Source organism: Allobosea sp. LjRoot90, assembly GCF_964254315.1.
Lineage (GTDB): Bacteria > Pseudomonadota > Alphaproteobacteria > Rhizobiales > Beijerinckiaceae > Allobosea.
The window spans coordinates 308,181-330,430 of record NZ_CAXUTF020000001.1; the positions used below are offsets into that span (position 1 = coordinate 308,181).

At 64.1% G+C, this 22,250-nt stretch carries 17 protein-coding genes and 1 pseudogene; 8 read left to right on the forward strand and 10 right to left on the reverse strand.

Annotated features, from left to right (window positions below; genetic code table 11):
- Positions 1 to 34 precede the first annotated feature (34 nt).
- From ACSQ3M_RS01465 to gpt, 4 genes are all read left to right on the forward strand, one after another.
- Positions 35 to 886, forward strand: a complete 852-nt coding sequence (locus ACSQ3M_RS01465; RefSeq protein ID WP_436148310.1) for an FkbM family methyltransferase — start codon at positions 35 to 37, stop codon at positions 884 to 886.
- Positions 887 to 1,014: 128 nt separating this feature from the next.
- Complete coding sequence (locus ACSQ3M_RS01470; RefSeq protein WP_436148311.1) at positions 1,015 to 1,779, forward strand: competence/damage-inducible protein A; 765 nt, start codon at positions 1,015 to 1,017, stop codon at positions 1,777 to 1,779.
- A gap of 420 nt (positions 1,780 to 2,199) precedes the next feature.
- On the forward strand, positions 2,200 to 3,969 hold the full coding sequence (locus tag ACSQ3M_RS01475; protein ID WP_436148312.1) for a methyl-accepting chemotaxis protein: 1,770 nt from the start codon (positions 2,200 to 2,202) through the stop codon (positions 3,967 to 3,969).
- A gap of 111 nt (positions 3,970 to 4,080) precedes the next feature.
- Complete coding sequence (gpt, locus tag ACSQ3M_RS01480) at positions 4,081 to 4,590, forward strand: xanthine phosphoribosyltransferase (RefSeq protein ID WP_436148313.1); 510 nt, start codon at positions 4,081 to 4,083, stop codon at positions 4,588 to 4,590.
- 171 nt (positions 4,591 to 4,761) lie between these two features.
- On the opposite strand, the gene ACSQ3M_RS01485 is transcribed toward gpt, so the two are convergent.
- Both ACSQ3M_RS01485 and ACSQ3M_RS01490 read right to left on the reverse strand, forming a co-directional pair.
- The gene (locus tag ACSQ3M_RS01485) at positions 4,762 to 5,670 is read right to left on the reverse strand and encodes a DMT family transporter (RefSeq protein ID WP_436148314.1); all 909 of its coding nucleotides are present in this window, start codon (positions 5,668 to 5,670) and stop codon (positions 4,762 to 4,764) included.
- Positions 5,671 to 5,956: 286 nt separating this feature from the next.
- Complete coding sequence (locus ACSQ3M_RS01490) at positions 5,957 to 7,027, reverse strand: serine hydrolase domain-containing protein (protein ID WP_436148315.1); 1,071 nt, start codon at positions 7,025 to 7,027, stop codon at positions 5,957 to 5,959.
- A gap of 444 nt (positions 7,028 to 7,471) precedes the next feature.
- On the opposite strand from ACSQ3M_RS01490, the gene ACSQ3M_RS01495 reads away from it, so the two are divergent.
- Complete coding sequence (locus ACSQ3M_RS01495; protein WP_436148316.1) at positions 7,472 to 8,635, forward strand: M20 family metallopeptidase; 1,164 nt, start codon at positions 7,472 to 7,474, stop codon at positions 8,633 to 8,635.
- A 386-nt stretch (positions 8,636 to 9,021) separates the two neighbouring features.
- On the opposite strand, the gene ACSQ3M_RS01500 is transcribed toward ACSQ3M_RS01495, so the two are convergent.
- From ACSQ3M_RS01500 to ACSQ3M_RS01525, 6 genes and pseudogenes are all read right to left on the reverse strand, one after another.
- A complete protein-coding gene (locus tag ACSQ3M_RS01500; RefSeq protein ID WP_436148317.1) occupies positions 9,022 to 11,475 on the reverse strand; it encodes a DUF4238 domain-containing protein in 2,454 nt (817 codons plus the stop codon).
- A gap of 188 nt (positions 11,476 to 11,663) precedes the next feature.
- Positions 11,664 to 11,950: pseudogene (locus ACSQ3M_RS01505) on the reverse strand (AAA family ATPase); the annotation flags it as partial.
- A gap of 122 nt (positions 11,951 to 12,072) precedes the next feature.
- Positions 12,073 to 12,576: a hypothetical protein gene (locus ACSQ3M_RS01510; RefSeq protein WP_436148318.1), complete on the reverse strand. Its 504-nt coding sequence runs from the start codon at positions 12,574 to 12,576 to the stop codon at positions 12,073 to 12,075.
- A 574-nt stretch (positions 12,577 to 13,150) separates the two neighbouring features.
- Positions 13,151 to 14,047: a cell wall hydrolase gene (locus ACSQ3M_RS01515; protein ID WP_436148319.1), complete on the reverse strand. Its 897-nt coding sequence runs from the start codon at positions 14,045 to 14,047 to the stop codon at positions 13,151 to 13,153.
- Positions 14,048 to 14,887: 840 nt separating this feature from the next.
- On the reverse strand, positions 14,888 to 15,115 hold the full coding sequence (locus ACSQ3M_RS01520; protein ID WP_436148320.1) for a DUF4167 domain-containing protein: 228 nt from the start codon (positions 15,113 to 15,115) through the stop codon (positions 14,888 to 14,890).
- Positions 15,116 to 15,506: 391 nt separating this feature from the next.
- Entirely contained in the window at positions 15,507 to 15,785 is a 279-nt protein-coding gene (locus ACSQ3M_RS01525) for a hypothetical protein (RefSeq protein ID WP_436148321.1), read from the reverse strand.
- Between the two features lie 478 nt (positions 15,786 to 16,263).
- Here ACSQ3M_RS01525 and ACSQ3M_RS01530 point away from each other — a divergent pair, with 478 nt between their 5' ends.
- Positions 16,264 to 18,939, forward strand: coding sequence for a phosphoenolpyruvate carboxylase (locus ACSQ3M_RS01530; RefSeq protein ID WP_436149273.1), 2,676 nt, complete (start codon positions 16,264 to 16,266; stop codon positions 18,937 to 18,939).
- Positions 18,940 to 18,951: 12 nt separating this feature from the next.
- Here the strand turns inward: ACSQ3M_RS01530 and ACSQ3M_RS01535 are convergent, their stop codons facing one another.
- Positions 18,952 to 19,878 carry a LysR substrate-binding domain-containing protein gene (locus ACSQ3M_RS01535; protein ID WP_436148322.1) on the reverse strand — a complete coding sequence of 309 codons (927 nt, stop codon included), beginning with the start codon at positions 19,876 to 19,878 and terminating at the stop codon, positions 18,952 to 18,954.
- A 111-nt stretch (positions 19,879 to 19,989) separates the two neighbouring features.
- Here ACSQ3M_RS01535 and ACSQ3M_RS01540 point away from each other — a divergent pair, with 111 nt between their 5' ends.
- Positions 19,990 to 20,883 carry a DMT family transporter gene (locus ACSQ3M_RS01540; RefSeq protein WP_436148323.1) on the forward strand — a complete coding sequence of 298 codons (894 nt, stop codon included), beginning with the start codon at positions 19,990 to 19,992 and terminating at the stop codon, positions 20,881 to 20,883.
- Positions 20,884 to 20,944: 61 nt separating this feature from the next.
- Positions 20,945 to 21,568 (forward strand): glutathione S-transferase family protein, encoded by a 624-nt coding sequence (locus ACSQ3M_RS01545; protein WP_436148324.1) that lies wholly within the window; start codon positions 20,945 to 20,947, stop codon positions 21,566 to 21,568.
- A 62-nt stretch (positions 21,569 to 21,630) separates the two neighbouring features.
- Here the strand turns inward: ACSQ3M_RS01545 and ACSQ3M_RS01550 are convergent, their stop codons facing one another.
- Positions 21,631 to 22,164: a hypothetical protein gene (locus tag ACSQ3M_RS01550; RefSeq protein WP_436148325.1), complete on the reverse strand. Its 534-nt coding sequence runs from the start codon at positions 22,162 to 22,164 to the stop codon at positions 21,631 to 21,633.
- Positions 22,165 to 22,250 lie beyond the last annotated feature (86 nt).

Consider the following 22,250-nt stretch of genomic DNA (forward strand, 5'->3'; position numbering starts at 1 on the left):
GCGCACGCTGCGCCGGGGGTGTATCAGCCCGCCGATGGCATTCAATGAGATCAGATCGGCCGAAGATCAGCCTTTCGGCACCTTCGCCCCCCAGGGCGGCATCGCGCGCCTCATCGGCTGGACGCGCTGCGCCTCGGATTCCTTCCTCGGGCGCAAATTCGCCTATGCGCTGCGCCGCCTCGGGCTCAACCGGCTCAAAGGCCAGCCCGTCGATATCGAGGCGCTCGGCGCCCAGATGCGGCTCTATCCGGAGGGCAATGTCTGCGAGAAGCGGGTGCTGTTCACGCCGCAGTACTTCGATGCACGGGAGCGCGAGCTCCTGGCCTCGCGCATTCGCGACGGCTTCTGCTTCATCGATATCGGCGCGAATATCGGCGCCTATTCGCTCTTCGTCGCGGCCCGTGCCGGCCGCGGCGCGCGCATCCTCGCAGTCGAGCCGCAGCCCGACATCTTCGCGCGGCTGACCTACAACATCGCCCAGAACCCGTTCGGCACGGTCAAGGCGGTGGCCTGCGCGCTCGCCGACAAGCCGGGCGAGCTGACGCTGTTCCTTGATCCCGCCAACAAGGGCGAATCGAGTGTGCGCATCCTGCGTTCCAGCAACGCGAACTCGGTGCGCGTGCCGGCGACGACGCTGTTCGCGCTGATGCAGGGCGAGGGCTATGAGCGGCTCGACGCGGTCAAGCTCGATGTCGAGGGCGCCGAGGACCTGATCCTCGAACCCTTCCTGCGCGATGCGCCCGAGGCGCTGTGGCCCGGCTTCATCATCGTCGAGGATTCGCGCGGGCGCTGGCAGAGCGACCTTCCGGCTCTGCTGGAGAGCAAGGGCTATAAGCTGATCGCCCAGACCCGGCTCAACCTCGTCTACGAGCGCACGACCGCGTGATGCGCTGCGCCGCGCGCGCATAGCGGCCCTGACTGGCGCGCTGCTTGAGCATTCGCGCGCAAGCAGCTTAGCTCGCTTGCGTATCGGGGCACGCATGCGGCGTTTTTTCGAACAGCAGGATCATGCCCATGACGGCAGCGCCATCGCCCGCCTTTCCGCCCGTCATCACCGCTGCGATCCTGGTGATCGGCGACGAGATCTTGTCCGGCCGGACCAAGGACAAGAATATCGGCTACATCGCCGAGTACCTGACCAATATCGGCATCGAGCTGCGCGAGGTCCGGGTCGTGCCCGACCTGACCGACGAGATCGTCTCGGCGCTGAACGCGCTGCGCTCGCGCTTTACCTATGTCTTCACAACCGGTGGCATCGGCCCGACCCATGACGACATCACGGCGGACGCGGTCGCGGCCGCCTTCGGTGTGCCGATCGACCATGACCCGCGCGCTGTCGCCATGCTGCTGGAGCGCTTCCCGCAGGATCAGCTCAACGAAGCGCGAATGCGCATGGCGCGCATCCCGGCCGGCGCCGACCTCATCGCCAATTCGGTGTCGAAGGCGCCGGGCTTCAAGATCGGCAACGTTCATGTCATGGCCGGCGTCCCGGCGATCATGCAGGCGATGCTCGACGTCGTCGCGCCGACACTGAAGACCGGCGCCAAGATTCTCTCGGAGACAGTCAGGGCCGGCCTGCGCGAAGGCGATATCGGCACGCCGCTGGCCGAGATCGCGACAGCCCATCCCGACTGCTCGATCGGCTCCTATCCGTTCTGGTCCGAGACCGGGCCGGACACCAACATCGTCATCCGCTCGCGCGATCCGGAGAAGCTGATGATGGCGACCGCCGCCGTGCAGGCGATGGTTGAAACCGAGCGGAAGCGCCTTAACGTATAGAGTGCATAATACAATATATGCAACTTTTAGTCTAGGGCCCTCAGATTTCTAACGCCGTTCAAAGTTTAGTCGAGCAACAGTCTGGAATAATTCGCAAGTATCTCTAGGACATGATTAGAGGAATTTCTATTTAGTGCGACGAGTTTTCATAAACTTAGCCTGCTAACAAGAGTGGATGCATTCATTTTCATTGAATGTATTCAGTTTTCGGGCGATGATCGATTTATAGTAGTTTTTTTGAGTTGCCCTAACGTCATCTTGATTTTTAACTTGAGATCCATCTTCGCTTAGCGAGTCATAAACCATTCTCAGCAATTCTGATCTTGCGGGCCAGGAGTCCGCGGAGCTGAATGCGGGGGATGGGGCATGCGGCTAAATCCATTTGGAGGCGGGGCTTCGCGCCGTGAGCTTGAAGGTGAAATGGCGGCGCTGAACCGCGCCATGGCGGTGATCAGTTTCAAGCTCGACGGCACGATTCTCGATGCCAACGAGAATTTCCTGAAGGCGGTGGGCTACACGCTGGACCAGGTGCGGGGGCGCCATCACAGCATGTTCGTCTTGAAGGAGGAGGCCGCGAGCGCCGAATACAAGGCGTTCTGGGAGCGGCTGCGGCAGGGTGAATACGACGCGCGACAGTTTCTCCGCGTCGCCGCCGATGGCAGCGAGTTCTGGATCGAGGCGAGCTACAACCCGGTCTTCAATTCCCGCGGCAAGCCGGTCAAGGTGATCAAGTTTGCGACCGTGATCACGGACCAGAAGAATCGGGAAGCCGACCTGGCCGGGCAGGTCGCTGCGATCCGCAAGGCCATGGCAGTGATCGAGTTCACGCTCGACGGGCACATCCTCGACGCCAACGAGAATTTCCTCGCCGTCACCGGCTACGCGCTCGACGAGATCAAGGGCAAGCACCACGCCATGTTCTGCGACGCTGCCTATCGCAGCTTGGCGGACTACCGCGCCTTCTGGGAGAAGCTCGGCCGCGGCGAATACGATTCCGGCCAGTACCAGCGCTTCGGCAAGGGCGGTCGCGAGGTCTGGATCCAGGCGAGCTACAACCCGATCATGGATGCCAAGGGCCGGCCGCTGAAGGTGGTGAAATACGCCACCGACATCAGCGAGCAGAAGGCGGCGCGCCAACTCGCCAAGGCGGTCGGCGAGGCGCAGGCGGTGATCGGCCGGGCCAAGGCCAAGGACCTGACCACGCGCATCGACATGGCTGGCAAGGAGGGCGAGGTCGCGGTCCTCTGCGACGGCATCAACGAATTGATCGAGACGATGGCGGAGGTGGTCGGCGAGGTCGGCACGATCTCCGGCAAGGTCGGCATCGCGGCTGACCGGATGGCAAATGAGAGCCTCGAACTCGCCGAACGCGCCGAGGCCCAGGCTTCGAGCCTGCAGGAGACGGCGGCGACGACCGAGGAGCTCGCTGCCTCGATCAAGACCAGCGCCGGCAACTCGCGCCAGGCGGCGGCGCTCGGCGACGAGGCCAAGGCCGTGGCCTCGCGCGGCGGGGCGATCGTCAGCGATGCTGTCGCGGCGATGGGCCGGATCGAACAGGCTTCGGCCTCGATCGCCGACATCATCTCGATGATCGACGAGATCTCCTTCCAGACCAATTTGCTCGCGCTCAATGCCGCGGTCGAGGCGGCGCGTGCCGGCGATGCCGGCCGCGGCTTTGCCGTCGTCGCCTCGGAGGTGCGGGCGCTCGCCGGCCGCTCCAGCGAATCCGCCAACGGCATCAAGGCGCTGATCGCCAATTCGAGCCAGCAGGTCCGCGCCGGCGTGCAGCTGGTCAAGGATACCGGGCGGACGCTCGAGGAGATCGTCGATGCGGCCAACCGTGTCGCCGGCACCATCGCCGAGATCTCGAGCGCGGCGACGGAGCAGGCCAATGGCGTCGAGGAAATGGCCAAGACCGTCGCCCATATGGACGAGATGACGCAGCAGAATTCGCTGATGGCCGATTCCAGCTCGAAGCTGTCGCGCGACCTGCAGGCCGAGACGCAGGCGCTGGCAGCGCTGGTCGGCGCCTTCCGGCTCGGCGGCAACGACCAGCCGGCTGCGCTCGCAGCAAATTTGCGCTCGGTGCTGCCGGCGATGAAGGCGGTGGTAGCGCCGGCGAAGCCGGTGCCGCTCCCGCGCGCCAGAGCGGCGGGTGGTCGGGGCGACGACGGCTGGGCCGAATTCTAGGACCAACTAAAGAGTCGCGCGGTCGGGGATTGTGGCCGCGCGGCTCTTGCCAGCCTGCGCCGAATGCGCTTTGCGGAAAGGCTCTTTCTTAAGTCTGCCGCAGGACCAGCCATGGCCGAACCGAGCGCCAACAAGGCCTTCCCCGTTTCCTGGGACCAGTTCCACCGCGACGCCCGCGCGCTCGCCTGGCGCCTCGCCGATGCCGGCCCGTTCGAGGCGATGGTCTGCATCACCCGCGGCGGGCTGGTGCCGGCGGCGATCATCTGCCGCGAGCTCGGCCTGCGCATGATCGAGACGGTCTGCGTCGCGAGCTATCACGACTACAAGAACCAGTCCGAGCTCAAGGTGATGAAGGAGATCGCCCCCTCGATCCGCGCCATCGGCGACGGCAAGGGCAAGGGCGTGCTCGTCGTTGACGACCTGACCGACACCGGCAAGACCGCCCGCGTCGTGCGCGAGATGCTGCCCAACGCCCATTTCGCCACGGTCTACGCCAAGCCGGCCGGCGTGCCTGTCGTCGACACCTTCGTCACCGAGGTCAGCCAGGACACCTGGATCTATTTCCCCTGGGACATGGGCCTGTCCTATGTCGAGCCGATCGCCAAGGACCACAAGGGCTGAGCGGGCTCGTCTTTCCGGGGCTTCGCGAAGCGAAGAGCCCGGAACCCAGAACCGTTGCCGCTTATTGATAAGGCGCTGCCATGGCGCACCTTGCCTATGGCTCTCATCGGTTCTGGGTTCCGGGCTCAGGCCTGGCGGCCTGCCCCGGAATGACGGCGCGGCAAAGACGGATCAGGCGTGGCTCGGCGCCTTGAGCGCCACCACCATGCCGAGGATGGCAAGCGCCATGCCGGCGATCTCCAGCGCCGAGGCGCGCTCGCCCAGAAGCGCCGCGCCCGACAGCGCCGTCACCACCGGCACCAGCGGCAGGAAGAGCGCGGCGCGGCCGGCGCCTAAAATTGCGACCGCCTGCGTGTAGAGGAAGAGCGCGACCGCGCCGACGATGACGCCCTGATAGAGCGCCTGCAGCACCACCGCCGAGAGCGGCACCTGCAGTAGATTGACCGGCTGGACCAGCGCCAGCAACGGCAACAACGGCAGCGAGAGCAGGCAGGTCGCCATGGTGACCTCGACCGCATCGGCCCGCCAGCGCCGGGCGAGCAGCCCGAACACCGACCAGAGCACGGCGATCAGCACGAAGAGCAGGTCGCCGATCCAGGCGCCCTCGCGGGTCGGCGTGTTCGCCATCGCCTCGAAGGAGAAGACCACGATCCCGGCGACGATGATCGAGAGCCCGATCACTCGCAGCGGACTGATGCGCTCGCCGAGTACGAGGACGGCGAGCAGCGCGGTCGCGACCGGGATCAGCCCAGGCGAGATCACCGAGGAGTGCAAAGCCGGGGCGAAATGGGCGCCGCCGACCAGGATCAGGCTGTAGCTCGGGCCGACGATCGCGGTCAGGATCAGCGCCTTCTTCCAGCCGAGCCGGCCGACCGGAAACGGCTTCAGCCGCTTCAGCGCAAAAGGCAGCAGCACCAGCGAGGCGGCGAGGAAGCGTAAGGTTGTGACGTCGCCAGCCGAGAGCCCGTCCGCCACCGATTGCCGCGAGATCACCGACTGCACGCCCCAGATCACGGCCGAAAGGATGCCGCAGGCAAAGCCGATGGCGAGGCGAGGGGAGGCGGGAGCGGCTGGGGACACTGGGCTTAAGGCCTTGCGGGAGCGAGGCGGCTTATGCGCGCGGGAGGGGTTGGCGGCAAGGGTGGGCGGCGTAGGCGGCTCGACGCTGGGCGCATGGGCGAGGAGGCGGATGGAGGGCGCGGGGAACCCTTCTCCCGTGTGGGAGAAGGGCAGGGATGAGGGCCTGCCCTAACCGCAGAAGACGCAACGGTGCCGCGTCGCCTCAATGATCAGCGGCGGTCCCTCACCCCTGCCCCTCTCCCATCCGGGAGAGGGGTTCTCGGTCGAGGTCCCCAAGACGGCAAGCCTACTCCACCGCCGCGACCAGCCGCTCCAGAAACCCGTCGATCGCGGCCTTGTCGATCCAGCGCAGCACTGCGACGAGATCGTGCTCGGGGTCGATCCAGATCAGGTTGTTGCCGGCTCCTTGCGCGCTGAAGGCGCTCGCGGGGAGCTTGGGATTGGCAGCGGGGCCGCGGTTCAGCCACCAGAGGAAGCCGTAATTCGGCAAGGTCCGCGAGGGTACCAGCGACTGCTCGATCCAGGCCGACGGGATCAGCTCGCGCCCCTCCCAGATGCCCTTCTGCGCGATCAATTGGCCGAAGCGGGCATGGTCGCGGGCGCTGATGAAGAGGCCGCCGCCCCAATGGCCGCCGCCGGGGACCGACTGCATGCGCTGCCCGTCGATCTCGACCCATGAGGTCTCGTAGCCCTCCCAGCGCCAGCCTTGCGAGGCGCCGATCGGGTCCATGATGCGCTCGCGCAGAATCTCAGGCAGCGGCCGGCGGAAGCGGCGCAGCAGCGCATAGCCGAGCGCGTTCACCCGGACGTCGTTGTATTCGTAGAGGCTGCCGGGCTCCCTGAGCTCGCGGCGCTGGCCTTTTCGGCTGTTGTCGGCGCCGATGCCGATCTGCCTGTTATGGTCGACCTGGTCGGACTTGCCGAAGATCTCGCCCTGCCATTCGCTGTTCATCTGCAGCAGATGCCGCCAGGTGATCTTCGCATTGTGCGGGCTGGAGAAATGCGGGCCGTCGACGGTTCTGCCCACCGGCTCGTCGAGATCGGCGATCAGACCCTCAGTGACGGCGAGGCCCGCCAGCACCGAGAGATAGCTCTTGGCGATCGAGAAGGTCATGTCGGCCCGCTCGACATCGCCCCATTCGGCAACGACCTTGCCGCCCTGCATGATGATGCCGGCTGGCCCGCCGCGCGGCTCGACCGGCCCGACGATCTCGGTCCAGGGACCTTTCTCGTCCCATTCGCGATTCCCGACATAGGCGCCGTCCGGATAGAACATGCTGCGCGGCCAGGGCGAGTCATGCGCCTGCGCGAACGCGACGGCGGCCTGGAGGCGGGCGGGGGAGAGGGGGCTGGGCAAAGGGCTGGTCCTCGGCAAGGCAGGGTTCGGCGCGGCACGCTAGAGCATTTTCGAGCGAAGTGGGTACCGGTTCGCGTGAAGAAAATGCGATAAAACAAAGAGATAGAGCAGTTCAGCGATTCGGAGAAACGCGGAAATGCTCTAGCATCGCCGCTTTGGCCAGTCCTCCCTCGGCGGCGCAGGCCACGCGGCGGTTGAGGGAATGGCGGCCACGGATGGCAAGCTGGCGTTTCGTGCTGGCGAGAGGGTTGCCCGCTTTCCGGCGATGCAGCGATGGCCGCAATCTGCGCGAGGCGGACCCAGCCCCAACAGGCCAACTGGACGCAAAATTCTCGCAGAAAAGGAAGTCAAAGAGAGCGAAACTAAAGCAGCGAAAAGCTGTCACCGCGCGCCGAGCGATGGTAATTTTTTAAATCGCAACTGCATTTTGGCGAGCGCACAGACATGTCTCAGTCGATCGAAGCTAGAATCCTGAATTGGCTGGAATCTCAACAAGGGGCAATGATCGACTTAGTTCGTGATGTGGTGAATATCGACTCCGGTTCCTACGATAAGCGAGGTGTCGATGACGTTGCTGAGGTATTTGAGCGTTTTTTGAGCAACCACGACATCGAGGCCTGGCGCGAGGCGAATGATGTCTATGGTGACGCGCTGCATGCGCGTGTCGGCCAGCAGGGAGCAAACGAAAAGGCAGCTCTGCTTATGGGCCATCGCGACACGGTCTTCCCGAAGGAGGAAGCACGGCGCCGTCCCTTCAGGATCGATGGTGATCGTGCCTATGGTCCGGGCGTATCCGACATGAAGTCGGGCATCGTCATGAACCTGTTCGTCGCGGCAGCATTCAAGAAGTTCGGCGGCGCCCCTTGTCCCATCCGGCTGCTCATCACGTCCGACGAAGAGATCGCCTCGCCCTCATCCAGGCCGTTGATCGAGCGGGAAGCGCGAAACGCCCGCGCCGTTTACAACTCGGAGCCAGGCCGGCCCGGCGGCAACGTCAATACCGGTCGAAAGGGCTGTGTCTTCATGCGGTTCGAAATCTTTGGCAAGGCAGCACATTCCGGGGGAAATTTCACATCGGGCGCCAGCGCGATTGGCGAACTGGCGCATAAGGTAACTGCAATCCACGCGCTTACTGACCTCGACAAGGGCATTACATTGAACGTCGGACTGGTATCCGGCGGGCAGTCAGTGAATACCACGGCGCCTTATGCCGATGGGCAGATCGATCTACGCTATATCGATCCCGCCGACCGCGATGATACGCTGGCGGCGATCGAGCGTATCATGGGCAGCGCGACGGTGCCGGGAACAACGGCGAGGCTCGATCTTAAGGGCGAGATATTGCCTTTAGTCCAGACGCCCGGTTCGAAGGTTTTGTTCGAAGCCTATCAGCAGGCCGCGTTCGACGTAGGCTTGGTTGGCTTGACGGGCGAGTTTTCAGGCGGCTGCGCGGATTCGGGATTTGCCGCATCTGTAGGGACGCCTACGATTTGTGCGGTCGGGCCCGTTGGCGGAAACAACCATACGCCCGACGAATACATGGAAATCAATACGCTCGTTCCGAGGGCGCAGGCACTCGCACTGGCCATCCTGCGTACGCCGCAATGACGAGTCGGTTGAAAGCCGGCAACGCGTCGAATTCCGCTATCGCGACGCACGCGTAATTCCCTGCCGGCTCCCACCGTGAGGCTCGACCGGCCCGACGATCTCGGTCCAGGGACCTTTCTCGTCCCATTCGCGATTCCCGACATAGGCGCCGTCCGGATAGAACATGCTGCGCGGCCAGGGCGAATCATGCGCCTGCGCGAACGCGACGGCGGCCTGGAGGCGGGCGGGGGAGACGGAGTTGGAGTTGGGCAAGGCGGGGACTCGGGAAGCGAGGGCTGACGAGACAGGTCTAGCATTGCTGCTTGGGGGCGTCTTGGACTGTTAATGCAGGCCGCTTAGGGCTGGGTGGAGTGGGTGCTAAGGGATGGATTGCGGACCTTGAGGCGTCACCGAGCGAGTATTGAGGGTTCGCCAGTCCCGTGTTCCTCAATGAAGAACGCCATCGGCACGCTTGAAAGGTGCTGTTCAGAGCTAGACATCAAAAGCAGGCGATTAATCGTATTGTCCTGGATGCCTTCGGGCGGCAAGACGCAAGATATGCGGCCCTCTTTTGCGAATACGCCTGATCTTTTAAAACTAGTTTGCGCGGCCTTATGGATCTTGGGGAGCCGGCTAGCAAACTGCGATTCCCGGTTGGGTTTTGCTCCGCGCTCCTCAAGATGCGAGAGATACTCGGATATGTCCCGGAGCAAATCCGGATAGCCCGCGCATGTCTTGACCAGCGCGTGTTCGACGACATCCATAACGTTCTGCGGGAAAGCGAATTTCGCAGACTTCATCACATTCGAAAAAGTGTCGAGCCCAGGCGTTGCCATTGTCGGTTGGCGACGGATAGCTCTTTTGACTTCGTTCCAGCGGAAAGGGCTGTCCGTGACAATGCAGGCACCCGTCGCTTGGGCCAAGTACATCGTCATCTCGAAATTTGGGGCGAGTTTGAACATGGACATTTGCCCATCCTGATTGCCGCCTTCCAACGAGCCTTCCTGAAGCACGGCGAGTGGGTCGAGCTCTCGCTTGCGCGTAGCAAAGCGCATCGTGGCCTCAACTTGTTCCTCGCTCATTTCTGGATTGAGTTTACGGAGTTGCCTGCGCAGCGCATCCGGGGGCATCAGCATCAGGCTGCGCCGGGTGTCCTCTTCCATCTGTTTTCTCAGGCGAGGCTCTTTATCTGGACGTAACCGCGTGATGCGTGCTCGCGCTTGCGCCATGCTCAGCATCTGGTCGCGGAGATGGAAATCGAAATCGCAGGGATCGGGTATGAGATTGACCAAGCCGATTTGCACGAGCGGCATGATATTCACGAAGAGAACGATGCTCTTCAAAATTTCCTGCCGATAGTTCTTCGGATTTTCGGTTGGCCGGTACTTTTTTGCCATTATCCCGGAATGGACAAACGGGTGCGCGATAATTAGCTCGCCAAAATATAATGGGGCAGCCAATGCAAAGTCAGTGATTGACGAAGGGTGGATCGAGCCAGTGTAAACCGCGCGAGCGACGCCGTCCGGCTTTGGTAATAGCGCGAGCAGATCGGTTTCTAGCGGCCAAAGACCCTCGTAGAGGGAGTAGATTTTCTTGATCTGCTCATCGGTTATTTCGCGCCGAACTTGAACCCAATCCTTTTTCCCATCTAGCCCGAGGACATTTTCGATCCCGTTTTGCAGCATGATGTTTCGTTCCCGTATGCTGCGCTCATTCCAGGAAGGGCGCAGTGCTTCGGGCTTGGGCTGACAACACTCTTTGAAGGACTTCCCAGACCCGCACCTGCAGGTTTCTTCTGGGCGCAACGGCTTCTTCGGCGCACTCTTGATCAGGAAGTCACGTGGCTTCTCTGTCCTACCAAATTCGTCCTGATAGTGGACATGACCACTCTCGTATCCCACGAACATCTCGCCACCGAAGTGGAACAGTCCATCCTTTGGGGGCAGAAACGTCTTCCTCAGGTCCTCCCAAGGCTGCCCGACCGTCTTTTCCGGGTACAGCCACTCCTTCCTTCCACCTCCGATGTAGCGCCGCGCGCGTGATTTTAGAACGAAGTTGATATGCGTGACTTCTTCGGAAGTCAGCTTCCGGGTGCGAATGAAAGAGTCGATCCGGGTCAAGGACTGCCGGTAGTTTCGCGCGAATGTCCTCTTTTCGAGCGGGCTGGTGTTCGGATCTCTTGCGTACTCCAGGTTTGAGACAATCAGGCAGAGCTCGCGGTTCAGCGGGAAGACCGTTTGGGACGCCCTCAATGCAATGCCGGGATCGAGCGGATAGGCGCCCATCTTGTGCGTAGGTGGAACCGCATGGTTGTAGATCGTCACCGGGTGGTCGCTGAAGATGAACTTCACGCCGGAGTCTTCAGCAGAGATGATTTCGCGCACGCCGCCGACCCAGATCGTGCAGTGCATCATGCGTATACCCTGCATCTCGTCCATCAATTCGTTCTGCGAGAGATTGGGATACTGAGCCTTCAACCAGTCCAGCCCCTTCGGTGTACGAATTTTTTGGATATCGAGGTACTCAAAGAACGTTTGGAAGTGCCTGTGCCATTCGCGTACGTCGGTGCCAGAAAATGCGCGCACCGCCTTGGAGCCCCTGCCGTCGATATCACCGAACAGGTGTCGTTCGATCTCGTCGTTGACCGATGTTCCGAAGAAGGTCGAATACAAATCCTCTTGGACGAACGCTTTCGAGGTCGGCGTATCATTCCACGCGCCATTTTGAGTGATCACGCGTCCATCCGGAAGGATTTTACGTTCCGGTGTCATGTCTACATAGGCAATGGACGAGCGGCCTGGCTCGAAGAACCCCTCTTGATACCATTGCGGGACATAATGATTGTTTCTTGTCTTTGACATTGTCGTTCTCGCAATATCACAAATCGATCACACTGATGCCGGTTCGGCATCAAGGCAATATTGCTACTGAAATTCATCGCCCCTTTGATGCTCTGCCTCGCAAGCTGCGGATACCCGGCGCTGCCATTGGATCGAAAAACGGCCATCCGCGCCGAGCTGTCATCGATCGCGGCGATGCGACCGCCCACTCACTCCTCAATCATCGTCTCCACAAACGTCGCCGGGTCCGCACAAAACTCCCGGATGAGCCTGAAATGCTGGGTCTGCTCGATCGTTACGGGATCGAGCCCGTATTTGGTCAGGCCGAGCAGGCGGGCGCCGGGATAGGCCATCAGGATCGGCAAGTTCCAGGGGCATCGGGTCGCCATGATCACCTGGCACTGGCCGAGTTGGTCCATGCGGGCTTGAGGAACGCGATCTGGCGGGCCGGCGACAGCGCCGATTCCGGCTCGTCGACCATGAAGATGCCGTTCCGGCACGACGTCGGCGCCAGAGGATTTCCGCGTTTCTCCGAATCGCTGAAATACTCTATCTCTTTGTTTTATCGCATTTTCTTCACGCGAACCGGTGCCCACTTCGCTCGAAAATGCTCTAGGCTCAAAAACCGTATATCGCGATCATGATCGCGAAGGCGATGGTGAACAGGAGGCCGGCCGTGGTCGGCGCGGTCACGATGAAGGCGGCCAGGATCGGGTGGCGGTTCCGCCACGCCAGCGCCGCCGCCGAGACCGCGACCACCGGCATCGCCACGAAGTAGGCTAATGTGAGCCGCCCCTCGGCGCCGAGGTCGAGCCCGTTGCGTATCACGGGCGGCAGCATCTCGAGCCACCCCAGCATGAGGCACATGGCGACGGCGAGGGTCGTGCCGCGCAGGTCGCGGCGGGCGGCAAGCCTGAAGGCCACCGCGGCGGCCGTGAGCTGGAGCGCGCCTGTGGCGGGAACGATCCAGCGGTCGACCCCCGTATAGAGGTTCGGCGCCCCGAGAAGCGGCAGCAGCAGCGAAGACAGCCCGAAATAGGCCGCAAGCGCGGCCGACAGGATGAGAAGCAGCCAGGCCGCCCTGCCGAAGCGCGAGCCGCCGCCGGGTTCGACGTCTGCCACCGCAAGCCCCCTACCGCCTGATCAGCATCACGCCCGCCACCAATAGCACGATGCCGAGCAGGCGGGGCAGATCGGCGCTGCGCTGGGGCAGGCCGCCCCTCACTCCTCAATCATCGTCTCCACAAACGTTGCCGGGTCGAGGCAGAACTCGCGGATGAGCCTGAAATGCTGCGTCCGGCACCGCGGTGTGGTCGAGCCAGATGCGCCTGAGATAGGGCGCGGGCAGGCGGGTCGGGCTGCTTCGTCTCATGGGCGCTCGCGGGCGGGCAGGAGGTGCAAGCTGGGATTTGGGGACTATCCCCGATGGTTGCCGACTCTGCGAAGGAGAGGCGTGGGGAACCCTTCTCCCGTGTGGGAGAAGGGCAGGGATGAGGGCCTGCCCTATCCACAGAAGGCGCAGCGGTGCCGTCGCACTCCAATAATCAGCGGCGGTCCCTCACCCCTGCCCCTCTCCCATCCGGGAGAGGGGTTCTGCGTCGCGGTTTCCCTCGCCGCCCTACTTTTAAGCGAAGACGTGGATGGTCGGGACGAGCCCGACCATGACGAAAAGCAGCGCCCTCGGCGTTGGTGAAGCTCAGTTCTGCGCCAAGCTGCCGCGCAGGCTGCGGGAGCCTGAGATCAGGGCCGCGAGGCGGGCGTCGCTCTTCGGCGGCGCGATGAAGGCCTGTGCGGTCTTCCGGGACATGCCGAGATCATAGGGCCGGCTCGGCGGCAGCGTGGCATTGCCGACGAGCTGCAACGCCGGGCTTGCCGGTGCGGCGGCCGCCGGCGTTTCCGGCGCATAGGCCAGCGGCGCGGCCGCGAAGGAGCTCGATCCGGTCGAGGCGGTGGTGGCGAGCGGCGCCGGCGCGGTGACCGCGGCGAGCTGATAGCTCGGCTCCTCGATGCGGCGGCGCTCGGGGCGCTCACCCTTGACGTAGAAGGCGTTGCCGCCGGCCACCGTCACGTAATGCATGTTGGCGTAGGAGAAGCGCAGGCCGGCCATATGAAAATGCTTGGCGTTGCCGACGGCCTCGTTGCGCTTGCCGGCGAGGATGGCTTCGGCGGCGGCCTCGGCCTTCGGCAGGTCGCGCGCGACCATCTGGCGGGTCAGTACGCCGGGGGCGAACTGGCGCGGTGCGCCGACGACGCCGCAGATCGTATCGGGGTAGCGCGGCGCTCCGACCCGGTTCATTACCACCGTGCCGACGCCGAGCAGGCCCGCATCGCTCGAGCGGTTCGATTCGAAATACATTGCGCGGACGAGGCATTCCTTCTCGCGCGGGTCGGCCTTGGCGAGTTCGATGGCGCGCTTGCGGGCCTCGTGCGGCTCCTTGGCGGCGGGGGCGGCCGTGTTCGCAGCGGTCTGGACCGGCGAGACGCTGCAGGCGCCGAGAACCGGCGCAGCCAGAGCAACCAGAAGCGGGATCGTCTTGCGGGGGCCCATGCAGGTGAAACGGACAGCATTTGCAGCGATCACGGTCCGCTTCATGCGGTCATCTCCTGATTACGGGGTCTGACCTGCCGCGGGCGGCGGGCCGTTGTCACCGGAAAGGAATCCCGAAGCTCTTACCAGAAAGTTAATTTCGAATGAAAGAGGCAAAGCTGCCTGATGGCGGATTGGCTCTCGGCATGGCGAGATCGCCGGCCTGTTCGTCTGTCATGCTCGTGCATCCCGCCGGCTTACCGCCGCGGGGGTTTGAAGCAGAACGCCATCCGAGGGAGGCGCGGGGCTAAGGCGGCGTCGCAGTCGACGGCTGCGTGCCGAATGTCGATGTCGAATTGTCGAGGCAGCGCCACTGGCCACTGCCCGAGCCCCGCGCGCGGTTTTCTATGAGTTCTCGCCGTGTGTTGCGTCCGGCTGGACCGGGGTGCCTGCCCCGAACGACGAAACCCCTTCGTGGTGGAACGAGCAGCCTCTGGTCGCAAAAGTGGTTCGCACTTCTGCGGAGCATGCTCGTTCAGGCTCGCAAGGCCCTCTCGCCACAAACACCGCTCTCCCGCCCGGCCTCATGATGCCTCGCGAAGCCCCCTCGGTTCGGGCGGGACGGGGAGAAGCATAAGCCAGGTTTTAGAGGCGGGGATTGATTGGGGAGTTATTCCCGCTTGAGGCCGCTGCGCGTGATGGAGGAGCGCGGGGAACCCTTCTCCCGTGTGGGAGAAGGGCAGGGATGAGGGCCTGCCCTATCCGCAGAAAGTGCAACGGTGCCGTCGCGCCCAAGTAATTGGCGGCGATCCCTCACCCCTGCCCCTCTCCCATCCGGGAGAGGGGTTCTGCGTCGCGGTTCTCCTGTCCGTCATGCTCGCCGCCCTGTCGGCGAGCACCCACGTCTCAGGCGGCCGTTCCGTTGATCAGGCGATGATAGTGCTCGGCGTATTGATAATTGCGCTCGGCCTCGATCCGGTCGCCGGCGAGGGCCTGGGCTTTGGCCAAGGCCAGATAGCGCTCGTAGCTCGCCTGCGGGGTTGCCCCCCGCCTTGTCTGCGCAGCGTCGGCGCGTGGTCCCGAGCGGGCGAAGCGATTGTCGTAGGCTGTGGTCCTGGATGGGCGTTCATTCATATCAGCCTCCTCATCCCAGCATTTTCCTGACGATGCGACGCAGCTCCAGGCGGCTCAGACCGCATGGCTGGGGCTTCCAATCAGGTGCGGATTTCGGCGGCATGGTGTTGGCGATCGCATCGGCGACGCGCTGGGTATCGGGTGACTTCAGTTGTGTTGATTCTTGCATTTATGTCCGTTTGCCGCCCGGCCGAGGCCGCGCGGTCTTGTGATGACATCGCGGGCACAAGGCGTGCGGCGATGGTGCTGCCATTGGCAGCAATCGGTTTTAGATGGGTAGGGTGGGAGGCTCGCCGCCGGTTCCTATGTCAAGGAACCAGCCGATCATTCTTCGCCTGCCTGCCGTTTCTATCGGGGCAATGTGGCTAAATGAAGTTGCAGGCGAGCTCTGCTATGTCGTAACTGCCGATAGTCTAGGAAAATCACTCTCCCAAACGGTTGCGGCGCGATGACGGCATGGTCCGTTGAGGTTTTTCTCGATCGCCGTCATGGCTGCATCCACCGACAGGAACGGCCCCTTTCGGATGTCTCTCAGGCGCACCACCTGCTCCTGAGAGAGGATAATCCAGCAACTGCCGTCAAGATCGCACGTGATCGAACAGATCGGACGCTCGAGCAGGTCGCAGACGCCCCAGTCGCCGGCGAGGTTACGCCGCACGGTCGTGTCCATGGCTCCCTCCGGGTCTACCCCGATATGGCCATGGACACGGTGATTGTAAGGGCCGGAGACCGGTCGAAGCGCAGGTATCAGGTCCGGAGCGGCGACCGGACCGGTGAGTCGACCCAGTCAGCCAATTGAGGTCAGTTGACCACCTGAATGATCCGGCGCGTCCCGGGCTCGATCAGGACACCAGCGAAGCGCGGCGGCCGATGTTCCCGGGTTGAACCGCATTTCAAACGGCGACGGCGATTGCTGCTGCGCTGCCGCATGCATTTCGCAGTTGCAGCAAAGTCGGAATCTTGCTCACTTGCGACCCGCCTCATCAAACGATTGAAAAGCGGAGAGCGGCGTGGCGGGTGTGGAGGAGTTGTCGCCATCGGCGCTGGCGAGCGAATTGTCGGCCGCGATCGTGCAGGCGCGCTCGGATGCACGCGAGGACCCGTTCGGCAATCCGGTGCTGCGCGTCACGCTCTGGCTGACCCGCAAGATGGACCGCGGCGAGGTCACGCTCGAGGATGCCGCCGCACTGATCCGCCAGCTCGGCCGCGCCGCGCTCGCCGACCGGGCCGCGCGCGTCGCGGCCTATGTCGGGCTGGAGCGCGACGAAGTCGAGGCCTATGCGGCGCTGGCCCGGCGGGTCGCCGACGAGGCAAGCGGCGCATCGCAGCCTTTCGAGGCCTATGGCGCGGCGCTGGCCCGCACGCGCTTCGCTGCGGTCTTCACCGCGCATCCGACTTTCGGCATGAGCCGGGTGGTGGCGCATGCGCTGGCCGAACTCGCCTCGAACGAGGGCGAGGCGACGGCGCTGATGGCGTCCGATCTCTCCTTCCGGCCGGATGCGACGATCACCCTGCAGGACGAGTTCGAACAGGCGCGCTTTTCCGTCCGCCATGCGCGCGATGCGATCGACCGACTGAACTCCGCCTTCCTTGCCGAGGCGCGGGCGCGCTGGCCGCAGCGCTGGCGCGAGCTTAGGCCACGCGCCTTGCTGCTCGCCTCCTGGGTCGGCTGCGATACCGACGGGCGCACCGATATCGGCTGGTGGGACACGCTGCGCTACCGGCTGGAATCGAAGCGCGGCCAGTTCTTCCGCCTGCTGGAGAAGCTGCCGGAGGCGCCGGCGACCGCCGAGGTGAGGGCGCTGATCGCAGGCGCACACACGGCGGTCGAGCGGCAGCTTTCGCTCTGCCCGCCGCTGAACAGCAAGCCGGAGATCGGGGCGCTGCAGGCGTTTTCGCTGGCGCTGGTCGGCGAGCGCGAGGCGGCCCTGCCGGAAGCATCACGGCTGCTGGCGGCGCTCGACAAGGCGATCATGCTGGCAGGGGATGACGAGACCGCCGCCGCGCTGATCCTGGCGCGGGCCGGCGTGATCGCGCATGGCGTCTCGATCGCACTGCCGCATTTCCGGCTCAACGCCTCGCAGCTACACAACGCGATGCGCGGCGTGATCCCGCTCGACGAGGATCCGGCCCAGCCGGCGCAGCGGCGCGCCTTCCTGTCCGCCGCGAACCAGGCACTGGTCAAGGTCAGGCCGACGCCGGTCGATTTCGGGGCACTCGCGGTCGAGCGCGCCTCCGCGGCCCGGATGATGATGAGCGTCGCGCAGATCGTGAAGCATGTCGACGGCTCGCGGCCGGTGCGCTTCCTGATCGCCGAGACCGAGACGGGCTACACGCTGCTCTCGGCGCTCTATCTCGCCAAGCGCTTCGGTATCGCCGACCTCGTCGAGATCTCGCCGCTGTTCGAGACCTCGGACGCGCTCGAGCAGGGGCCGCGCATCATCGACGAGGCGCTGCGCAGCCCGCATTGGCGCGACTATCTCAAGCGCCATGGCCGGCTCTGCGTCCAGTTCGGCTATTCCGATTCCGGCCGCTATATCGGCCAGGTCGCGGCGACCTTCTGGGTCGAGCGGCTGCGCAGCCGCATCCTCGAACTGCTGCAGCGCTATGGGCTGACCGAGGTCGAGCTCGTGATCTTCGACACCCATGGCGAATCGGCCGGGCGCGGCGCCCATCCCGACAGCCTCACCGACCGGCTCGCCTATCTCGATCCGGAATGGCCGCGGCGCGCCTTCGCCAAGGCCGGGGTCAAGGTCACGCGCGAAACCAGCTTCCAGGGCAGCGACGGCTACCTGCTGTTCGGCACCAGCGCGCTCGCGGGCGCGACGGTGGCGCGCATCGCCGAGAGCGTCTTCGCCGATCCGGCTGATGGCGCGGATGATCCGATCTATGCCGAACCGGACTTCGCCACCGAGTTCTTCCAGACCGTGCGCGAGGAGATGACGCATCTCATCGACGATCCCGGCTATGCGGCGCTGATCGGCACCTTCGGCCCGTCTTTGCTCGACAAGACCGGCTCGCGCCCGGCGGCGCGGCAGAGCGATGCCGGCGGACCGACGGTGATCCGCCATCCGCGCGAGCTGCGTGCCATCCCGAACAACGCCATTCTGCAGCAGCTCGGCTGGCTGGCGAACAGCGTCCACGGCATTGGCCAGGCGGCGGCGCGCGCGCCCGAACTGTTCATGAGCATGCGCGAGAGTTCCGAGCGCTTCGGCCGGGCCTATCGGCTCGCAGCGCATGCGATGGCGAACAGCGATCTCGACGTGCTGCGCGCCTATCTCGACACGCTCGACGCCGGCAGCTGGTTCGACCGGGCACGGCGCACCGAGAAGGAGGGGCGGCGCGACGAACTGCTCGCGGTCGCCGAGGCGCTGGCGCGGCTCGATCTCGCCCCCGCGCTGCGGCGGCTGTTCTGGCGCTTCGCCTCGGACCGGCTGAAGCTGAAGGAGGCGGCGGGCGAGCCGCCGGCGATGCCGGTCAGGCTGGTGGCGCTGCATACGCTGAGGCTGGCGCTGCTGCACCGGATCTGGCTCTCGGCGACGCATATTCCCGATTTCCGGCCGCATGCCGGAGTGACGCGAGAGCTATTGCTCGAGCGCATCCTGCGGCTCGACATGACCGGGGCGCTCGCCTTGCTCAGCGAGATCTTCCCGGTCAATCCCGATGCGGCGCTCGGCCTCGATTTCGGCGAGCCTGCCGGTCCGCGCGAGGGCGGCGCCTATGCCGCCCTGCATCGCGACGTGATCGAGCCGATGCGGGCATGCTTTGCGCTGCTGCGCGAGATTTCCGGCGCAATCCAGCACGAGATCGGGGCGTTTGGCTGACGATGGCGACGGTTAATCCGCGCGCACGGCGGCGCGCTGTCGTTCGAGCTCTCGGATATCGGCAGTCTGTTCCAGCAACCAATCACGGAAGGCCTTGATCCGCGGAGTATTGCGCCGGCTCTCCTGATAGACCAGCCAGTAGCCATCTCCGTCGGATGCGGTGATTTCGAAAGGCTGCACGAGATGGCCTTTGGCGACGAAATCGCTGTAGAGATTATGCGTGAGGATCGCGGCGCCCTGATCCGTCATCGCCGCCATCGCGTCGTAGATTTCCGTGTCCAGTCTTGCACCGCTGACGACTCTGTCGGCGTCGAACTTGACTCCTGCGGCTTCGAACCAAGCCGGCCACCAGCGATAGTCAGCGCAAAGCAGCGGGACTTTGTAGAGATCTTCGGGCCGGTGTAGGCCGCCGACGCTCTCCACCAGCCTGCGGCTGAGCATCGGGGTGTAGTCGGCCTTGAACAGATAATGCGCCTTCAGGCCAGGCCATTCGCCCTTTCCGGTGCGGATGCCGGCGTCCATGTTCTCGCGTGTGAAATCGACCAATCGGGTCGATGCGTCGACTTTCACCGCCAGGCCCGGGTTCAGCAACTGGAAGCTGCCAAGGCGCGAGGCAAGCCAGTTTGACGCAAACGTATCGACGCTTGTGACGGAGAGCACGCCGCTTGTCCCGCCTTTGACGGCACTCCACGCATCAGCCAACGCGGACAAGGCTCGTGTTGCCTGGGGCGAGAGCATTTCTCCCGCTTCCGTTAGGTCGATCCGACGGGTGCCCCTGACGAAAAGCGCCGCTCCGGCGCGTTCCTCCAGCACCTTGATCTGATAGCTGGCGGCAGACTGGGTCATGCCGAGTTCTTCTGCCGCCCTGGTGAAACTGCCCAGGCGTGCGGCCGCCTCGAAGACTCGCAGGGCGGTCAAAGGGGGCAGGTCCCAGCTCATGACGGATCAAATCTCCTTATGCATACTGACTGAGGCTCGATTGGAAGCCAAGCAGCCTTGGGGGCATCGTTTCTCGCATCGGATCAGGCTTTTTCTGACCAGGAGGACGACATGACCCGCCAAGGATGGATCCTGTTTGCATTTCTCTGCCTCGTGTGGGGCGCGCCCTATCTTCTCATCAAGATCGCCGTCGCCGAAGTGTCGGTTCCTTTCCTGGCGTTTGCCCGAGCTGGCGTCGGCGCGCTCGCATTATTGCCCTTCGCCTTCATGCAAGGGGGGTTCGGCTGGATCCGCAAGTGCCGGCTGCCAGTCGCCGCCTTCTGCCTGGTCGAGATGGTCGTGCCCTGGGGCCTCATCGCGCATGGAGAGATCAGCGTCGAAAGCTCGACCGCTGGCCTGCTGATCGCGTTCACTCCCATCGCCACGGTCGTAGTGACGCGCCTCACCGGCGCCAGCGAACCTCTGAGCCCAGCCCGCTGGGCCGGGCTGGCGCTGGGGCTGATCGGTGTTTTCGTGCTGGCCGTGCCGGCGTTGGGAGGCAGCCTCCTCGGCATAGTCGAGATCGTGTTGGCGGCGATCTGTTACGCTGTTGGCTCCATCATCGCCGCGCGGTGGCTCAAGGACGCCCCGGCAATCCCGCTGACCGCGATCTGTCTCATCGGGGCTGCGCTCGCCTACGCTGTGCCGGCGGCGCTCACAGCGCCCGAAACCCTGCCGTCGATGCCCGCATTGTCTGCGATCGTGGGCCTGGGCTTCTTCTGCACCGCGCTCGCTTTCGCAGCCTTCTTCGTCCTGATCCGCGAGGTCGGTCCCGAGCGCACCAGCTTCATCACCTATGTGGCGCCCGCGGTCTCCGTCCTGGCAGGAGCGTTTGCCCTCTCCGAGCCCCTGGACGCCCGTCTCGTCGTCGCCTTCGCCTTCATCCTGTGCGGCTCGTGGCTGGGCACCGCAAGTCCGCGCCTTGCAGCTCCCTCCCAACGTTTGGCGACAGCCGACGCGACTTGAACTCGCGCGAAGCCCGAGGCGACGCGCCGGTAGCAGCAATGATCAACCAAGGAGAACGACAATGCTGAAGCTCTATGGATTTGGCCCGATGCGCTCGCTTCGCGTGCTGTGGGCCTTGCAAGAACTGGGTGCCGATTTCGAGTTCGTGCCCGTCAATGTCTTCGCCGGCGAGACCCGGCATCCCGACTTCCTCCAGCTCAATCCGGCCGGCAAGATCCCGGTTCTGGTGGACGGCGACCTCATCGTGACCGAATCCGCCGCGATCGTGCTGTACCTGGCCGAGAAGCACAGCGACAAGGGCCTCCTGCCGGCGAGCATCTCCGACCGGGCGTCCGTATACCGCTGGATGATGTTCGCCGTCACCGAACTCGAGCAGCCGCTCTGGCGGATCGCCAAGCACACGGCGGTCTACCCCGAAGACAAGCGCCTGCCGGACGATGTCGCGCTTGCCAGGGAGGAGTTCTTGCAGATGGCGGCTGTACTGGACCGCCATCTGGAGGGTCGGCAGTTTCTTGTCGGCGATCGTATCAGTGCCGCGGATTGCATCGCCGCCTACACGCTCGATTGGGCCAACGAAGCTCAGTTGCTCGGCCAGTTCACGAATCTCGCCGCGTATCTGGACCGCATGTATGCACGGCCGAAAGCGCCTCAGAAAATAGCCGAGGCTTTCGCAAGCCTGGGGTGATGGCGACTTGTCTCGAACTCAGAAGCAATAACGGGAACCGCTGGCACGACCGCTGGGTCGTGTCAGCGCGTGCGCTCGGAGAGCTCGGCCGAGGCGGCGGCGTTGCGATCGCCGATCGACTGGACCGGCTCCCAGACCGTGTAATTGTCCCTCGGGGTCGAGATCAGATATTTGAGCTGGCCCTTGGCCTTGGCCGAGAGCAGCTTGCTGGTCTGGAAGCTGGCGAAATTGGCATAGGCGCGCGTGCCGCCATCGAAGACCACGACGCGGTCCTTCAGGACAATGATGTCGCCCTTCTTCAGCGTCTCGTCCCTGAGGTACCAGAATGGGTCGTTGGCGTATTCCATCGGCTTGACGAGCGGGGTCTTCGGCCCGTCCTTCACGTCCTTGGTGGCGCCGTCGAGCTTCGCCTTCTTGCGCGAGGGTCGTACGGTCATGTGCAGCGGCACGCTCTCCGGCAGGGGCGCGACGGCCCGGCGCTGCGGGACGCCGAACAGCGTCTCCCAGAAGCCCGCTGCGTTCGCCGGCGAGGCGACAGCAATCGAGGCCGCTGCCAGCGCGGCAACCGCAATGACTTGTTTCGAAATTGACGGCACGGCGGCAGTCCCCAGCTCCGCAACCGGAGATAGCAGTGACTATGCCCGATCTCAATGACGATGGCGCGACGTGATGAACGGCTTCT